Origin of the sequence: Microbulbifer variabilis, assembly GCF_023716485.1 — a bacterium.
GTDB classification, from domain to species: domain Bacteria; phylum Pseudomonadota; class Gammaproteobacteria; order Pseudomonadales; family Cellvibrionaceae; genus Microbulbifer; species Microbulbifer variabilis_B.
Window position 1 is genome coordinate 2,648,184 of the sequence record NZ_CP092418.1, and the last position, 16,627, is coordinate 2,664,810.

The 16,627-nt window shown below is 50.1% G+C and carries 18 protein-coding genes and 1 tRNA gene; 9 read left to right on the plus strand and 10 right to left on the minus strand.

Annotation, left to right across the window (positions count from 1 at the left end):
• Positions 1-10: 10 nt before the first annotated feature.
• The 7 genes from fabF to MJO52_RS11695 all read right to left on the minus strand — a co-directional run bounded on the left by fabF (position 11) and on the right by MJO52_RS11695 (position 5,566).
• Complete coding sequence (gene fabF, locus MJO52_RS11665; protein WP_252081834.1) at positions 11-1,252, minus strand: beta-ketoacyl-ACP synthase II; 1,242 nt, start codon at positions 1,250-1,252, stop codon at positions 11-13.
• A 195-nt stretch (positions 1,253-1,447) separates the two neighbouring features.
• Complete coding sequence (acpP, locus tag MJO52_RS11670; protein ID WP_152453358.1) at positions 1,448-1,684, minus strand: acyl carrier protein; 237 nt, start codon at positions 1,682-1,684, stop codon at positions 1,448-1,450.
• 222 nt (positions 1,685-1,906) lie between these two features.
• Positions 1,907-2,662 carry a 3-oxoacyl-ACP reductase FabG gene (gene fabG / locus MJO52_RS11675; RefSeq protein ID WP_252081835.1) on the minus strand — a complete coding sequence of 252 codons (756 nt, stop codon included), beginning with the start codon at positions 2,660-2,662 and terminating at the stop codon, positions 1,907-1,909.
• 45 nt (positions 2,663-2,707) lie between these two features.
• A complete protein-coding gene (gene fabD, locus MJO52_RS11680; protein WP_252081836.1) occupies positions 2,708-3,652 on the minus strand; it encodes an ACP S-malonyltransferase in 945 nt (314 codons plus the stop codon).
• Positions 3,653-3,704: 52 nt separating this feature from the next.
• Positions 3,705-4,751: a phosphate acyltransferase PlsX gene (gene plsX, locus MJO52_RS11685; protein ID WP_252081837.1), complete on the minus strand. Its 1,047-nt coding sequence runs from the start codon at positions 4,749-4,751 to the stop codon at positions 3,705-3,707.
• 3 nt (positions 4,752-4,754) lie between these two features.
• Entirely contained in the window at positions 4,755-4,949 is a 195-nt protein-coding gene (gene rpmF / locus MJO52_RS11690; RefSeq protein ID WP_252081838.1) for a 50S ribosomal protein L32, read from the minus strand.
• A gap of 74 nt (positions 4,950-5,023) precedes the next feature.
• Positions 5,024-5,566, minus strand: a complete 543-nt coding sequence (locus tag MJO52_RS11695) for a YceD family protein (protein WP_252081839.1) — start codon at positions 5,564-5,566, stop codon at positions 5,024-5,026.
• Positions 5,567-5,673: 107 nt separating this feature from the next.
• Between MJO52_RS11695 and MJO52_RS11700 the strand changes: the two genes are divergently transcribed.
• Positions 5,674-6,273 (plus strand): Maf family protein, encoded by a 600-nt coding sequence (locus MJO52_RS11700; RefSeq protein WP_252081840.1) that lies wholly within the window; start codon positions 5,674-5,676, stop codon positions 6,271-6,273.
• On the opposite strand, the gene MJO52_RS11705 is transcribed toward MJO52_RS11700, so the two are convergent.
• On the minus strand, positions 6,263-6,907 hold the full coding sequence (locus MJO52_RS11705; protein WP_252081841.1) for an HAD-IA family hydrolase: 645 nt from the start codon (positions 6,905-6,907) through the stop codon (positions 6,263-6,265). The genes MJO52_RS11700 and MJO52_RS11705 overlap by 11 nt on opposite strands.
• A gap of 12 nt (positions 6,908-6,919) precedes the next feature.
• Positions 6,920-7,915: a 23S rRNA pseudouridine(955/2504/2580) synthase RluC gene (rluC, locus tag MJO52_RS11710; protein ID WP_252081842.1), complete on the minus strand. Its 996-nt coding sequence runs from the start codon at positions 7,913-7,915 to the stop codon at positions 6,920-6,922.
• Between rluC and MJO52_RS11715 the strand changes: the two genes are divergently transcribed.
• Positions 7,914-8,105: a hypothetical protein gene (locus MJO52_RS11715; RefSeq protein WP_252081843.1), complete on the plus strand. Its 192-nt coding sequence runs from the start codon at positions 7,914-7,916 to the stop codon at positions 8,103-8,105. The genes rluC and MJO52_RS11715 overlap by 2 nt on opposite strands.
• Positions 8,106-8,228: 123 nt before the next feature.
• On the opposite strand, the gene MJO52_RS11720 is transcribed toward MJO52_RS11715, so the two are convergent.
• Positions 8,229-8,714 (minus strand): hypothetical protein, encoded by a 486-nt coding sequence (locus MJO52_RS11720; protein ID WP_252081844.1) that lies wholly within the window; start codon positions 8,712-8,714, stop codon positions 8,229-8,231.
• On the opposite strand from MJO52_RS11720, the gene MJO52_RS11725 reads away from it, so the two are divergent.
• The 7 genes from MJO52_RS11725 to MJO52_RS11755 all read left to right on the plus strand — a co-directional run bounded on the left by MJO52_RS11725 (position 8,713) and on the right by MJO52_RS11755 (position 16,232).
• A complete protein-coding gene (locus tag MJO52_RS11725; RefSeq protein ID WP_252081845.1) occupies positions 8,713-11,655 on the plus strand; it encodes an Rne/Rng family ribonuclease in 2,943 nt (980 codons plus the stop codon). The genes MJO52_RS11720 and MJO52_RS11725 overlap by 2 nt on opposite strands.
• Before the next feature lie 163 nt (positions 11,656-11,818).
• Positions 11,819-11,906 (plus strand) — tRNA-Ser (locus MJO52_RS11730).
• Between the two features lie 245 nt (positions 11,907-12,151).
• Positions 12,152-12,670, plus strand: a complete 519-nt coding sequence (locus MJO52_RS11735) for a hypothetical protein (RefSeq protein WP_252081846.1) — start codon at positions 12,152-12,154, stop codon at positions 12,668-12,670.
• Positions 12,670-12,888: a hypothetical protein gene (locus MJO52_RS11740; protein ID WP_252081847.1), complete on the plus strand. Its 219-nt coding sequence runs from the start codon at positions 12,670-12,672 to the stop codon at positions 12,886-12,888. The genes MJO52_RS11735 and MJO52_RS11740 overlap by 1 nt, the downstream gene beginning before the upstream one ends.
• Positions 12,889-13,343: 455 nt before the next feature.
• Positions 13,344-13,817 carry a hypothetical protein gene (locus tag MJO52_RS11745; protein WP_252081848.1) on the plus strand — a complete coding sequence of 158 codons (474 nt, stop codon included), beginning with the start codon at positions 13,344-13,346 and terminating at the stop codon, positions 13,815-13,817.
• A 1-nt stretch (position 13,818) separates the two neighbouring features.
• Positions 13,819-14,619, plus strand: a complete 801-nt coding sequence (locus MJO52_RS11750) for a DUF2971 domain-containing protein (RefSeq protein ID WP_252081849.1) — start codon at positions 13,819-13,821, stop codon at positions 14,617-14,619.
• A 971-nt stretch (positions 14,620-15,590) separates the two neighbouring features.
• Complete coding sequence (locus tag MJO52_RS11755; RefSeq protein WP_252081850.1) at positions 15,591-16,232, plus strand: hypothetical protein; 642 nt, start codon at positions 15,591-15,593, stop codon at positions 16,230-16,232.
• Positions 16,233-16,627 lie beyond the last annotated feature (395 nt).

A 16,627-nucleotide genomic window follows, 5' to 3' on the forward strand; every position in this document is an offset into this window, starting at 1 on the left:
GGCAGACAGATCAGGTTCGCTTGAAGATTAATGAACCATTGGTGCCACCAAACCCAAAAGAGTTAGATAGTACCGAATTAATTACTCTAGGCTGGGCCTCCTGAGGCACTAGATTGATATTTTCACAAGCCTCGTCTGGGTCATACAAATTGATTGTTGGCGGCGCCATTTGATCGCGCAGAGCGAGGACAGAGAAAACTGCTTCAAGAGCCCCTGCAGCACCGAGAAGGTGGCCAGTCATAGACTTTGTAGAACTTACCGCCAGCTCTTCTAAAGAATCTGCAAAAACCTCACGAACAGCCTGAATTTCAGCCGTATCTCCCAATGGCGTAGAGGTGCCATGAGCATTGATATACTGGATATCAGCAGCATTCATACCGGCGTCATTAAGTGCATTCTGCATGGAGAGCGCAGCTCCAGCACCATCTTCTGGAGGCGAAGTCATGTGATGGGCATCGCCACTCATACCAAAGCCTGCAAGCTCTGCGTAAATCTTTGCGCCGCGGGCTTTCGCGTGCTCGTACTCCTCCAGGACAAGTACCGCGGCTCCCTCTCCCAGCACAAAACCATCTCGACTTTTATCCCAGGGGCGGCTGGCCGTCTTGGGGTCATCATTGCGCGTAGAGAGCGCTCTGGCCGCACAGAAACCACCGAGCCCAACAGGCGTAGTGACCATTTCGGCCCCGCCACACACCATAACATCCGCATCGCCATACTGAATGGTCCGCATACCCAATCCCAGAGCATGAGTGCCAGTAGTACAGGCTGTTGTGACGGCGAGATTTGGACCTCGAAGACCAAATTTTATCGACAAATTGCCAGCGACCATATTGATGATGGCACCCGGCACAAAAAATGGTGACACTCGTCGAGGGCCCTTGTCGGCAATTAACAGGGCATTATCTTCAATAGCCAAAATGCCTCCCATACCGGAACCGATACAGGTCCCCATACGCGAAGCATTCTCTTCATTAATTTCCAGACCGCTATCTTCCATCGCCTGGTTACCCGCAACCAGGCCATATTGCAAGAAAGTGTCCATCTTGCGCGCATCTTTTGCGGCTACATAAGGAGTCGGATCAAAATCTTTCACCATAGCGGCGAAGCGGGTTGAGAACGCCGAAACATCAAATGACTCTATTGGAGCAGCTCCACTGACGCCCTTTAGGATGCCAGACCAAGTCTCCTCTACGGTGTTACCCAGCGGGCTCACTGCGCCCATTCCGGTTACAACAACTCTTCTGTGCGACACTGCGGTCCCCCCGAAACTCTTACTGCCACTGCTCTCCCTTCAATCTAAGTACGAAGGAATCAACACTAGAACAGCAGTCACAATTCCATAGTGCAAATATAAAGAGAGCCGCGCTATGTAACATAGAACGGCTCTCAGAAACGCTTGGCTACGCACAGTAATAAAACTGTTCGCGCCTAAACCACCCAGCAGGAATTAACCAAGGTTGTCCTTGATGTAATCAATTGCCAGCTGAACAGTTGTGATTTTCTCAGCTTCTTCATCGGGGATTTCGGTTTCGAATTCCTCTTCCAAAGCCATTACCAGCTCAACTGTGTCGAGTGAGTCCGCGCCCAGATCTTCAACAAAAGAGGCTTCAGGCTTAACGTCTTCTTCCTTCACGCCCAGTTGTTCAGCAACGATCTTTTTAACGCGCTCTTCAATGCTGCTCATGATTCAATTTAACTCCTAGTGGGTAAAAATCTGTTTTAGTCGCTATTGTTATTTCGCCAATCCAATTAACGGCGATAACGACCGGCTCACACAGCTTTTGGATAATTCAGAGGCCATTGTACCCCAAGTTTTTAGGGTTGTAATGCACGGCTCTGCGGCACCATCAGCAAATACAAAAAACTTTTAAAAATCAATAGGTTATTGAAATATTTTCAACGTACCTCAGGCCATATACATGCCGCCATTGACATGTATCGTCTCCCCCGTGACATAAGCTCCGGCATCACTCGCCAGGAAGGCTACAACAGAGGCAATCTCTTCGGGCTGCCCCAAACGACCCAGAGGGATCTTACCAAGAAGCGCCTCGCGCTGCGCCTCAGGCAGCACTTTGGTCATATCGGTATCAATAAAACCCGGGGCGACAGTATTCACAGTAATGCCGCGAGAGCCGATCTCTGCAGCCAGGGACCGAGCAAAACCTGCTACTCCAGCCTTGGTGGCCGCGTAATTGCTCTGACCCGCGTTGCCCATGCTACCCACCACGGAGCTGATATTGATGATACGCCCCCAGCGCGCCCGAGTCATATCTCTGAGGCAGGCTTTTGTCATACGGTAGACAGCGGATAAGTTTGTCTCGATCACCGAGTCCCACTCATCATCTTTCATGCGCATGAGCAAATTGTCTTTTGTGATTCCCGCGTTATTAACCAAAATGGTCGGCGCCGCAAAATCATTTTTCACTACTTCTAGCAGCCCAGCGATACTTTCCGCACTGGTGACATCAAGTACCATACCTGCGCCATTGAAGCCCTGCTCGGCGAAACGCGCACTAATTTTTTCGGCACCACCAGCACTAGTGGCAGTACCGATGACCACTGCGCCTTGGCTGCCCAACATATCCGCAATTGCTGCACCTATGCCGCGACTGGCACCAGTGACCAGGGCAACTTTGCCCTCAAGGGAGGTCTTCAGACTCATACTTGCTTTATCCTTATTTGACCATTGCCATCGTGCCTGAGCAACTCAGGCGGCTGTAGATCTCAGTGCTTCATTAAAGCTGCTGGGAGTGTCTATACCGTGACAAACGGCACTGCGATCAATACGCTTGATGAGACCAGCCAGCACCTTACCCGGACCACACTCGACCAGCTGGGAAGCACCATCGTTTATCAGCTTTTGCGCACAGGCAGTCCAGCGAACCGGACTATATATCTGCTCAATCATCAAAGCCTTGATCTTCGCAGGATCAGATTCAGTTTCGGCATGCACGTTGTGTACAACAGGGATTTGCGGGGCACTGAATTCCGCCGCCTCGATCTGAGGGGCAAGCTTCTCCGCTGCCGGACGCATTAACTCAGTATGAAATGGCGCACTCACCGGCAAAGGCATGGCACGCTTTGCACCGGCCGCCTTACAGGCATCTATCGCCCTTTCCACAGCAGCACTATTGCCTGCAATTACGATCTGGCCCGGAGAGTTGTAGTTCACCGCAGCCACCACTTCACCTTGAGCGGCTTTAGCACAGAGCTCTCCCACCACATCATCATCAAGCCCAATCACTGCGGCCATAGCTCCTGTACCCACGGGTACAGCTTCCTGCATCAGGCGGCCACGTTCACGAACCAGGTGGACAGCATCTTTAAAAGCCAGGACACCGGAACACACCAATGCCGACCACTCCCCAAGACTATGCCCTGCCATGCGAGCAGGCACCGCACCACCACGAGCACGCCAATGGCGATAGAGAGCAACACTGGAGGCTAAAAGAAGAGGTTGTGTACGCTGGGTAAGATTGATTGCTTCCTGCTCACCATTTTGACAGAGATCCCAGAGGTCATATCCCAGAACTTCTGAGGCTTCAGCAAAGGTGGATTGGATTTCAGGGGCCTCCTGAGCAATTTCGGAGAGCATGCCGATCTTTTGAGATCCCTGCCCCGGAAAGACGAATGCAAGCGCGGCATTGGTCATAAGATATCCTTAAACCTGTTTGGCAAATTTCAGTAGGAGGGAGGTGTAGTATCTACCCCATTTCCTTTGAGTTTCGCTCGCCAGCTTGTACCAAGGCCGCGCCAACTCTGGCAGCCAAATCGGCATCGGCACATTCTTTTGCCGTCACCATAGCCCGGTAAAAAGCTTCGCTGCTGGCACCCCCGTGACTTTTAATCACGTTGCCCTTCACCCCTACAAAGCTGGCGCCATTATAGCGAGCGGGTTCCACCTGTGTGCGCCATTTTCGCAACAGCTTTATGGCTAATTGGCCAAAAAAACGTTTGAAACACCCCTTTTTCTCAATGGTGAACGCTTTTTGACCCATCAGTCTAATCACGCCTTCGGCGGATTTCATGGCAACATTTCCCATCAAACCGTCGCACACAACTACATCGACAGCCCCGGTAAAGATGTCGTGCCCCTCCACAAAACCCACATAGTTAACCTGTGGATCCCCATCGAGGAGCTCGGCCGCCCTGCGTATTTCAGCAGTACCTTTGTGCGCCTCGGCACCAATATTCAGCAGTGCAACCTCAATGTCCGCACGCGGAACGCCAGTGTGGAGATGCTGAGCCTCAATACCCATACGCGCAAACTGCAGTAGATCTTCCGCGCTGCACCCCACATTTGCGCCGAGATCCAAAAGGTAGCAGGAACCGTGCCCTGAGGGTACAGACTTGCCCAGTGCCGGCTTGCGAACGCCCTCAATATTACCCAGAACACTGCGACTTAAGGCCAAAAGGGCGCCGGTATTTCCAGAGGTAACCATTGCCTGGGCACTACCTTCCGCCACAGCTTTTAGAGCTTGGGCCATAGTGGAGTTGCGCTTATGGCGAACCGCCTGCAAAGGGTTGCACTCTTGGGTAACAACCTGCTCACAAGGGATGATTTCAAGGCGATCGGGAATTTGAGCGTGGCGCTGCTCGAGGAGCAGAGCTTCTAATTGCGCGCGCGGGCCGAAAAGTTTCAACTGCGCTTCAGGGAAATTTTGAAGAAATCTAATACAGGCCGGAACGACAGAGCGGGGACCTAAGTCCCCGCCCATTGCATCCACGGCCAATCGCAATTGGCTGGACAAAGCTTACTCTTCTTCGGAGCCGCCGCCGATGTCGATCACCTTGCGACCACGGTAGAAACCATCTTTGGTCACGTGGTGGCGACGGTGCTTTTCACCAGTAGTCGGGTCTACGGAGAGAGTTGCACCGGCGCCTAGCGCGTCGTGTGAACGGCGCATACCGCGACGGGAACGAGTCTTCTTGTTTTGTTGAACAGCCATTGCTAGCTCCTAAAATAAACAAATTTCGCTGGAACCGGGGCGCCTACCGGCGAGCCCAAACTCTAAGAGAAAATCTAGGATTTTCCCGAAGAACCCTTCAACTGCTCCAGCACTTTAAAGGGGTTTTCCCGTTGCTCACCCGCTTCAGATGCCTTCTCACCAATATGGAAAGTCTCCTTGGAGACACACTCCTCATCGTGATAAGCCACCATCGGCAGATTGAGCAAAATTTCATCTTCGAGGATCTGGTGCAAGTCCAGCTCATCGCCATCCTGAATCACCGGATCCAAGTCTTTGGGAAGAGCCTTGCCCTGCTCTTCAGACCAAACGATACCCCAGCAAAACTGCGCCTCGAGTTGCTCGCCTACAGGATGCAGGCAACGCTGGCATAACAAATCCACCGTGCAGTGCACCTTACCGCTAACAGTGAGGTGATTTTGCAGGTCGCGGCCAAATTGGATTTCAGCCTCGACCTCCCCTTTCACAGACTCAACGGCTTCACGTAGTCGCTGCAGTGACTCCAGAGGCAAAATACCTTCCAGATACTGCTCGCGCTGCACCAATTTCCGAGCGTCAACGCTCTTAGGCAATACTGATTTAGAGGGGGCTATCGACATAAGCGCGCAATTCTATGGACTCACCCTACCCTTGTCAAAACAATTCAGTCACTGCAGTATCGCTCGGTCACAAACTTTGACCTAACAACCATGGAACCGCCCAAATAATGGCCTCCACACTGATACTAGCTTCCAGCTCCCCCTACCGCAGGGCGCTACTGAAGCAACTCCACCTCCCCTTTCAGACCGCATCTCCCCATATAAATGAAGATGCCAAGCCAGGGGAGGCCGCTGGCGCCCTTGCCTTAAGGCTCGCACAGGAAAAATCTCGCGCTTTAATGCGAGACAACCCCCAATCCCTGATCATCGGCTCCGACCAGGTTGCAGAATGCCGGGGACAAATTCTGGGCAAGCCCGGTAACCGCGACAAAGCCATTGCTCAATTACAGGCCTGCTCCGGCAACAAAGTTACCTTCCATACAGGGCTGTCTTTGCTGGAAAGCGCAAGCAACCGCCAAGTGAGCACCGTGGAAACCTTTACAGTGTATTTCCGTCCACTCAGCCTTCCGCAAATTGAAAAATATATTGAGCTGGAAGAGCCCTACGATTGTGCAGGCTCATTTAAAGTGGAGGGCCTCGGTATAGCATTATTTGAAAAGCTCGACGGCACCGACATCAACACTCTTATAGGTTTACCCCTAATTCGCCTGGTAGATCTGCTCGGCGAATTTGGTATAGATCCACTGAAATCAACTGCTAAGAGCTAAGCGGCGGCCAACCCAGCAACCCGGAAAACTCATCGATAATCGCCTGGGGATTACACTCCCGCAGGCGACTTGGGCAATGAGCGCCATAGCTAACCCCCACGGCGGGCATACCAATCGCTGCCGCCATTGCCAAGTCATAAGTGGTGTCACCAACCATCACCGCATCATCAACACCGCAATCAACTTCAGCTAGCAGTTCACTCAGCATCAATGGGTCTGGCTTGGAAGCAGTTTCATCTGCACAGCGGCTCGCTATAAATAAGTGCTCCATGCCATGCTCTTCAAACTCCCGACTGAGGCCTCGACGACTCTTCCCCGTGGCGACCGCCAACTGATGCCCCTGGCAAAGCAACGCATCCAAAGTATCTAAAACCCCATCAAATAAAGGTAGGGGTTCCACTCGCGCCGCCATCCACTCCTCTGAATAGAATTGCTTCAAGGCTTGCCGATCTTTATCAACAGCCTCAGGAAAAAGAGTGGCCACCGCCTCCGGCAAACCCAACCCAATAATATTGCTCACCGCTCCAGGAGAAAGTGCCGGCAAACCAACTCGCGCCGCCGCGCGCAACATGCAGCCAACAATCCGCGCCTCGGAATTACAAACAGTGCCATCCCAATCGAGAATAACCAGCATCGCCGCGCCCCTTTACTCGTCTCGCAACTTCTTTAATAGCGCTTGCATTTCAGTGGGTAGCGGCGCTTCAACATGCACATCGGTGCCGTCTGGAAGCGTGCAGCGCACAGAAGCCGAGTGCAGGAAAAGACGCTTAAGGCCTCGCTCACGAAACGCACGGTTATCCTCACCACCGGTGTACTTACTATCACCCGCCAGGGGACAACCAACAAACTGGGCGTGCACGCGAATCTGGTGGGTGCGCCCGGTTACCGGCTCTGCGCCCAACAGTGTTGCCGCCTTAAAACGCTCCAACACCTGGAAGCGCGTCTCGGAAGCCTTTCCATCCTGATGCACCGAGACCATCCGCTCACCACTCTTGAGGGTATTTTTACGCAACGGGGCTTCAACAACCCTCCTACCTCGAGGCCATTTACCTACCGCCAGCGCCAGATAAGACTTCCCAATCCGTCCGCCCCTCAGTTCCGCCTGCACATGCTGTAAAACATTACGCTTGCGCGCCACCATGATCGCACCGCTAGTATCCCGGTCGAGGCGATGCACAAGCTCAATAAATGGGCTCTGCGGATACATCTGCCGGAGCACTTCAATCAAGCCAAGCCGGACGCCACTACCGCCATGAACGGCAAGGCCGGCAGGCTTATTGATCACAAGTAGGCCCTTATCATCATAAAGTATGGAGTCGTGCACCAACTGGCGCAGCTGCTCTCCAGCATGGGGGGCAGGAGCCTGCTCTGCCGCACGAATTGGCGGCACACGCACCATATCGCCCGCCGCGAGCTTGTATTCTGCCTTTACCCGTCCTTTATTTACCCTTACCTCACCCTTGCGCAGGATTCGGTAAACGCGTGAACGGGGCACACCTTTTAGGCGTGCCTGAAGGAAATTGTCAATCCTCTGCCCAGCCAGCTCTTCAGGCACAGTCAAAAACTGCACGCCGCCAGAGGGGTTCCAGGTATCAGAGGGAGTGTCGGCCGCAGCCGTTTTCAGGGGAGGTGTACTTCGCATGACGCGCATCATAGCGCCGCCGCAAGGACAATTGAAGCACCTCCCTGCCCGTGCTATATTCGGCCGGCCTGAATTCGGCTGGTTTTCGGTCATCGGCGGCTTCCCACATGAAGAAATAGCCATGGCTTCGGAGAAAATACTGCTGTTCGGCCAGTGCGCGGGCATACCCGTGTTATTGATAAAAACTTAGCTGATGAGCACTCCCCAAAACGAGAATCTCAAGGGGGCCTCACCAGCACAACAGCCCACAGTTAAGTGGGTAACAATCGCGAAGGTAAGACGGGCCGCGACCCGCAGCGCTTGAAAGGACGACTCAAAACTTGCGTCCCGCTCTGTAGATAATGCCAGCGACCGAACTGGCAACCAGGAGACAACTGCTTACTTTAACCTGGTCAACAAAATATAGAAGAAGAGTAGCGGCCAAAAGCCGAGCTACAGAGCTAGAAACGATGACGCAAACCTTGCCACCCAGCTTGAAACTGACCCAAGGGTGGCGCCCAACCCGGCCATGGAAACCCACGGCCCCGGTACAGGGCAGTACTAAACGTAAGGTACTAAAGGAAGAAAGGTACTGGTAAGTGCCAACGGATAGCAGCACAGCATCGCATATCCGGAGTTTTTGCAGTGGAATGTTGGGCGAACGCTCGTCTCGAAAGGCCGCGTAGACTGAATTTGCGGAACAGACAGCCTCTCTAACTTCCCTGCCCCGCCACCAGGTCATCTCCTCTTGGCGGCCCATAAGCAAGCCTGCAATGAGCGGTGTCTCACCTTTGCGCAACGCAAGGAAATCGACACGCATGAAGAGAATGTTGATCAACGCAACCCAGCCTGAGGAGTTGCGTGTAGCACTGGTGGACGGCCAGTGGCTCTATGACCTGGATATTGAAAATCGCACCCGTCAACAGAAAAAAGCCAACATCTACAAAGGTAAAATCACCCGTGTAGAACCCTCGCTTGAAGCCGCATTCGTCGACTACGGTGAAGAGCGCCACGGCTTCCTTCCCCTGAAAGAAATTTCCCGAGAATACTTCCTCAAGCAACCCAAGGACATCGAAGGCCGCATCAAGATTAAAGATGTCGTCAAAGAGGGGATGGAGGTTGTTGTTCAGGTAGATAAGGAAGAGCGCGGCAACAAAGGCGCCGCCCTCACCACATTTATCAGTCTCGCCGGGCGCTATCTGGTACTAATGCCGAACAACCCCCGTGCCGGCGGCATCTCCCGTCGCATTGAGGGCGATGAACGCTCTGAGCTACGTGACGCCCTAGCCAGCGTGGATGTCCCCTCTGGCATGGGCATGATTGTACGCACCGCCGGTGTGGGCCGCAGTGGCGAAGAGCTGCAATGGGATCTCAACTACCTCCTGCAACTGTGGAGCTTAATCAAAGAATCAGCGGACAAAAATAGCGCGCCCGAATTCCTCTTCCAGGAAAGCAATGTAATCATCCGGGCGATTCGCGATTACATGCGCGATGATATTGGTGAAGTTATTGTTGATGATGCGGATGCCTTTAAACTAGTAAAGGGCTTTGCTGAACAAGTAATGCCCCACTACGCCCACAAGGTAAAGTTCTACGAAGATAGCATTCCGCTCTTCAACCGATACCAAATCGAAAGCCAGATTGAGACCGCCTTTGAACGCGAAGTAAAACTTCCCTCCGGCGGCTCAATCGTTATTGATGTGACTGAAGCACTGGTCTCCATTGATATCAACTCCTCCCGCGCCACCAAAGGCGGAGACATTGAGGAGACCGCGCGCAACATCAACCTGGAAGCCGCCGATGAGATTGCCCGCCAGCTGCGCCTGCGCGATATGGGCGGCCTGGTCGTGATCGACTTTATCGACATGCAAAGCAAGTCCAATCAGCGCGAAGTTGAAAAGCGCATGGAGAAAGCTCTCAGCATGGACCGCGCCCGTGTACAAGTTGGCCGCATCTCCCGCTTCGGCTTGCTGGAAATGTCACGCCAGCGCCTGCGCCCATCTCTCGGTGAAACCACCTTCCGCGTTTGCCCCCGCTGTAGCGGCCAAGGCACTATTCGCGGCACCAAATCTCTGGCCCTCTCTATCTTGCGCCTAGTAGAAGAAGAGGCCAAGAAGGAGCGCAGCGCAGAGATTCGCGCAATTACCCCGGTAAACGTTGCGACCTACCTCCTCAACGAGAAGCGCAAGGCGATCTCCCAAATTGAGTCACGCAATAAAACCCGCGTAGTGGTCGTACCTAATGCGGAAATTGAAACGCCGCACTTTGAGGTTCAGCGCCTACGCGATGACGACACATCTACCCTCGAAACCTCCTATAAAATATCTGGAAGCGTAGAGGAAACTGTCACCAAGAAAGAAGAGCAGCCAAAGCGCCCACAAGCACAGCCTGTTGTACAACCGCTCGCGCACACCGCACCGGCACCAACTCCGGAGAAAAAACCGGAGCCAGGTCTGTTTAGCCGCCTGATAAACGCTATTGCTGAGCTTTTCACCAGCAAAGAAGAAGAGCCCAAAAAGCATCAGAAGTCCCAAAACCGCGGTAAAGATTACCAGCGCAATCGCAACCGCAATCGCAATCAGCGCAGTAGCAACCGTGGCAGTCGCAATGAACGCCAGGCTCGCCGCAAAGACGATCGCCGCGAAGATAGCAAGAGCGATGACCTGCGCGAAGCCAGGCAGACCACAAAGTCGTTCGATGAGCGTGATAGCGGAGCCGACCGCGGTGAAGGACAGCGCCGTCGCCGCCGCCGCCGTAGCGGAGACAATCGCCGTAAAGATGAAAATCGCGGCAACGTCTCCGAGGGTAACACTAACGAAAACATCTCACAGGTAGATGAAAGCGCCGATCAGGATCGCCCGGCACGTCGCCCCAGCAATGTTCGGGGCCGTCCACAAGCTCGTCGTCGTGGCCGCCGTACAGAAAACACTGCCGCCACAGCCGTAGCTCAGAGCCAGGAAGAGCTAAATCGCGAAGTCAATGAAGCGATTGACGAAGCGGAAAGTGAAGCCAGGAAATCCAGGGATACCGCAACCAAAAACTTAAGCGAAGCTCCTGTGAGTGAGGCGGCGAAGCCCAAGCACAAAGAGCAAAAAGCTCCCGAGCCCACCCAGGTAACCGAGCCCAAGCCTGTAGTGAAGGCTCCTGAGCAAAAGCCTTTTGCGCCTAAGGTTTCTGAAAGCCAAGCGGAAGTAAAGCCAGTTGCAGAGGCCTCCCCAAAGGCACAGCCAGCAATCCCAAACGAGGCACCCGCTCAGCAATCAGTAACACCTGAAAAGGCTACTGCAACCAGAGAAGAGCAACCCTCTCCTACCCTGGTAACCCCCAAAGCCTCTCAAGAAGTACAAGCCACAAAAGTGTCGGCACCTGCTACTAACGTGGAGGCTACCGCAGCAACTGAAGATGCTGAAGAAACTGCCCTAAAAGAAGCCAGTGAAGCCGCAAAGGCATCGGTAGAGCAAGGCGACGCTATCGCCAGAGAGGAAATGATGGCTGCAGAAGCTAAAGCTTCTGAGGAAATCGCTACGCCGGCAACTCAGGGACGCGCCGGCAACGACCCGCGCATCAACCCCAAGCCATTGCTGGAGTTGGCAATCGTGACAGAGCATCGTGACATAGGCTCCCAGCAGCCGCTAGACACCGCTCAACCAGCGGCCATCCAGCACAGTCCTCGTGCACTTGCACGCCCAGCCAATGACCCGCGTGTGGCACGTCAAGTAACACAGGCTAATACTGACCACAATTCTGCAGAAGCAGGCTAAGCAACCATCAAAGCCGCCAGCAGTTGTACTGCTGGCGGCTTTTTACATCTGAAGAATTGCCCTTGACTGGTCAATAAATCACCTAACCCATTGAACTAATTGAAAAAATTTAAAACGGCACTTGTATGTAGCACGAAGCTATGTATAATGCACAGCACAATTTGGTGGGGTGGCTGAGTGGTCGAAAGCGGCGGTCTTGAAAACCGTTGACTGTAACAGGTCCCAGGGTTCGAATCCCTGCCCCACCGCCATATAAAGCCTTGTAAATCATAGAGTTGCAAGCACCGAAGGGCGGTACCAATCTTCTTGGTACCGCCCTTTTTCGTTTAAGTCTCAACAAAGTCTCAACGCAAAAATATCTCTTACTGCCAGGGAGGCGGAAAGTGCATATGCACACAACATCCCCTTCCCCACCTCTCAGCTGACTTATTAACGGGTAAAGCTGAAGCCGGCTGCGGTAAGAAGAAGCGGAAAAGCCATCTGAAAAGGAGTTTTTATGGCAGGCTTCAAGCTAGGTATGTGCGAGGAACTAGAGCGCAGATATGCCGAACTCAGGCGGCAATCGATCCAAATGGCCAATGAGGCACTGGATCTACCAGATACCCGCCTTGCACTTGTCGATAGTGCCTCCTATGCGGCTTTCCAGCTTTGGGAGAATCATCCCAACCGGAAGGTTGATTGGGACTGGCCTTCTTCCTGGATGAGCTGGAAACTCAAATTCCCTAAACGATTTGAATCTGCGACTTGGGTTGGGAGCCGCCTAGTAGGCTTTGCTATGGGGCGCCCTACATATCACGCTACAGGGCTAAGGCTGGACTATATCGAGAAATCACCAGAAGCTGGGGAACCACATTTAGACCTAACTTATTTGGCCCTATACGCCTATGCCACTCTTCTCGGAGCTACGCATGTAAAAATCATGCACCCTATGAATAGTGATGTCCGAGATTACTATGAACACAAAGGGTTCCAGTACGACCCCAAAAGCGACAGCTGTATCCGGAGAATTATTTGATGAATGACAAAATCAAAGACTTCAATACTGCTCATGACGCGAAGCTCAAAAAGCTTTCCAAAGAAGAGCGGGCTAAAGCCGGCCTAAAAAAACTAGCCCAACAAATGAAAGTAGGCAAAGGCAAAATCAAAGAGCCAGAAGGCTTGGCGTCTGGAAAAAGTGACAAAGATGGAAAGATGATCATTGATCTCGATGAGGACCATGACGATGAGCGATAAGCCACTAACCGACAAAGAGAAGCAGTTCACTGTTCTGCCTAATGAAGCAGACCCCAAAAGCTCATACACAAAGGCAAAGCAAGCAATCTCGAAGGCATTATCCGAAGTGAAAAGAACAAAAGGCTCAAGGTAACTGGGAGGGCAAGACTGTTACTACCGATCAAGCCGGTACAAATCATATCCAGCTTTAAAGGTGGCTTCAGACACCCATCGCCCCGGTAATAGATACCAGGATTTCGTGGTCCTGAGCAGTGAAAAATCTGTTCAAAGCGCTTCAAAACCTTTCACAGTGTGAAATCTCCATTGACTTCAGACCCCGCACCAGCTCAAGCGCTGGCCACTTGTGTCATTTCACCAGCTAAAAGAGCACCCAAAATCGGCAGGCGTGGGGAGGAGTGACCGGTGGCCCTTTTTGTCGCACAATTAATGATCAAAAAAATCAGAAGGAACTGATTATGCGAGTTTTCAAGGGGCTTTTGACCTTTAGTGCTTTCTTTCTAGCTTTGACGGGGTGCAATGACACAATGAAAGAAAGTGAAATCTACCCAACTATAGATAACCTGCTGGAAGTTGATGCTAACCAACTCAAAATTATAGAGGCCCGAAACACTGATGATGGCATCCTGATTGTAATAGGTGAGTCATCGAACAACCGCTGTGATATTCAGATCCAAAGCAAACGATTAGGGGGCAGGTTTGTTTACAACTCCTTAGAAGGTCAGCCTGAAAGTGTTAAAGTCCAGTGCCAATGGAACGACAATCATTTTAATCAGTCTCGAAAGAATTTTACTTCCTTTGCTCTAAGACTAGAAAAAGCTTCGATTACGGTTGATCTTCAGCTAGTCGACCTATATCACAATAAATATTTAGCTTTTACACTTATTGAGGCACCACTATCAAACGAATTAAAAACAACAGGACGGATGTAAAGTGGACTTAATCTATCATTACACAGACATTCAAGGGCTCTTTGGGATTCTCGATAAAGATGAGTTTTGGTTAACTGATCATAGATTTCTTAATGATCCATCAGAGGGGGCCTACGCTGATGAAATACTGAAAGACAATAAAGATAAAATTCTGGCCGACTGCAACCCGGAATCACATGAATTAATATTCTACAATCTAGAACGAACATATACAGGTAGTGAGAATTATCACTCACGCATCTATGTAGGATCATTCTCAGCAGCTCCAGACCGCTTGAGTCAATGGCGTGGATACTGCGCAGAAAATGGGGGCTACTGTATTGGCTTTAATCTCAAGAAATTACAAGAAATATCAACTGATTATGACTTCTGCAAATGTAATTATGATTATGAAAAAGTTATTTCTCGGTGGAAGGAGCTTGCCGGGTTTTATCACAACTCACTTTTAGGCGTTGACTACGCCACAGAAGAAATACACAAATCAGAGAAATTCCAGGATGCCTTTAATTTTGTAATCAACAAAACTCACATGCGATTTGAAACTAAAGATCCCGGCTATTACGAAGAAGAAGAAATACGACTTTATAGAGACCTACCAATCTCAAACAACGAGACTTGCTACAGACCATCGCAAGGCGCTCTCATACCTTTCATAAAGTTGAAAGGCATAAAAGATTGCATAGAGGAAATAATTGTTGGACCTTTAGGTGATGCAGAGAGGAATTATTTAGCCTTATCCGAATATAAAGCACAGAAGAGCGCAAATTTCGTATTAGCACCCTCTGCAATAAGATTCCGATAAGCACCACTTGTGCAAAATCTGCGGACATTGAATTTTTTTCGAGCCTTGCTGGTGTGGGTTACCAATTAATCCATACCACATAAAAATCCTCGGAGAGATCGATTAAGAATAAGTAATTATATGTAAATGTTAGCAGGACCCATCACCAAACTGTTCCACTCTGCTCAAAAGCTCATTTCCTCTTGCATGCAGAGACACCCACTGCAAACTAAAAGTGCTTCGGTCAAACTTTAACTATCTCATAATTAACACATCTTTTTCTTAAATACTTTTTCCAATGAATAGTTAATTACCCTAACAGTCCTACATACTAACTTAGCAGCATATTATGCGCAGGAACCTCCGGCCCCATCCCTTAAAAGAGCTAGAGTTGACCGTTAGGGATCAGAAACACCTCCTAGCAAGGCGATATTTTTTTGCCTCCCATATTCATCCTGGGAAAGAGAGGGGTTAATGAAAACACTAACAGCCTCACTCAACAGTAATTACAAAAGGATACCAACTTTAAAAAAGCAACAGACGAGTAGGTTCAATTTGTAATAAATTGCCTGAAGATCAGGCCTAGAGCGAACCGGGATGGTACGCCATTGAATGAGTTGCTTGTGGAGCTACAAGATAAGAGAATTGCAATTATTGCTTGAAACTTAGCATGTGAAATTAATGAGATGAAAAAATTATTTTATCTGTAAAGAAAGCTTATATCATCTCTTCTCCAGCTTATGGGTAAGAGCATTTCAGAAAAAATAGAAATTAAAGAGGCACATTAAAATCAATGTATAGCTGGTATAGTTGTAGACAGCCTCTTTACATCTCTAACAAAACTACCCGACATGTAGATAGCTACTTATTAACTTTCACATAGCTTAGCCCCTTTGAATATAAGGTTTTAATATAACTTAATGCCACTCTTTTAAACTGGGGGAGCTAAAGTTGATTTATCTGATGTATATCAAAGCTTTAGGTTTTAAAACATGTCTGATCCCAAGTGCAACCATGAGAGCTCAGAAAAAAATCATGTAGATAGCCTTGCAACTCCAGCAGCGAGCCAAACCTCATCAACTTTCATAGCCTTGCTGAATGCCTATCAAGCGTATAAAGCAGGTGTCCCAGGAGCATTAAATATAGAAAATCAAAGCCCTTATGTGTTGAAGTATGCCAATACATTTTGGCTAAATAATATTATGGGGTTGAACATACCTGGCTTCAGCATTCCTGGTAATGGGAAAGGGGCAGAAATTCCTTTCGCTGCAAGCGCATGGAGTGATGCTAAGCTTGGTGTGGCATATGACTATTGCGAAAATTTTAGCGAGGGGGGGAAGCGTAGGATATTTATATTCACCCAATGGAAGTCAGCAACATTTGCTTTTATGGGGGCATGTGCACCATTTTGGAGTAAAGATGCAAACGGAGTCCTTCAACCACCAGAATTGCCACCACTGAAAATACCAGACCCAAAAGATAAAAATAAATTAATATATAATTCAGAATGGGGTTTAAAAAGCATATGGGAAGTTGGAGTTTTTGATGCTACTCCAGATAAGCTAGAAATAAAGTATTTAACGAATGGAAATACTATTCATGTTTTGGTGCAAAAGCAATCAAGCACTCAGTGAAAGCTTGTCTTTTAGGAGGGGGGGGGGGCAAGTCACTAAACAGGTTATTTATAGGGCCGTAAGATGATCTGCTTGTAGCATAAGTAATTGCAACTATTACTTGCAATCAAGTAAGAAATCAACTCTTCTCTCTCTAAAATCCCTCCCCACCTTATTAAGCGCTCGGTATAGGCCCCTGTCACAATATCCAAAATCTGCAACCAAGAATAAAACTTTGCTTTCTTAAACTTCGCAATTTCTTCCGCTAACTCCAATGCCGCCTCTTCAGTAGGCGCAGAACCTCTTTAGCTTTTTGCACCACCATTCATTAAATGGACTCCTTCGGCAAATATTGCAAACCTGTTGATCTCTCCTCCCATAATTACCTCCAATTCAATTACATATTTATCATGGGT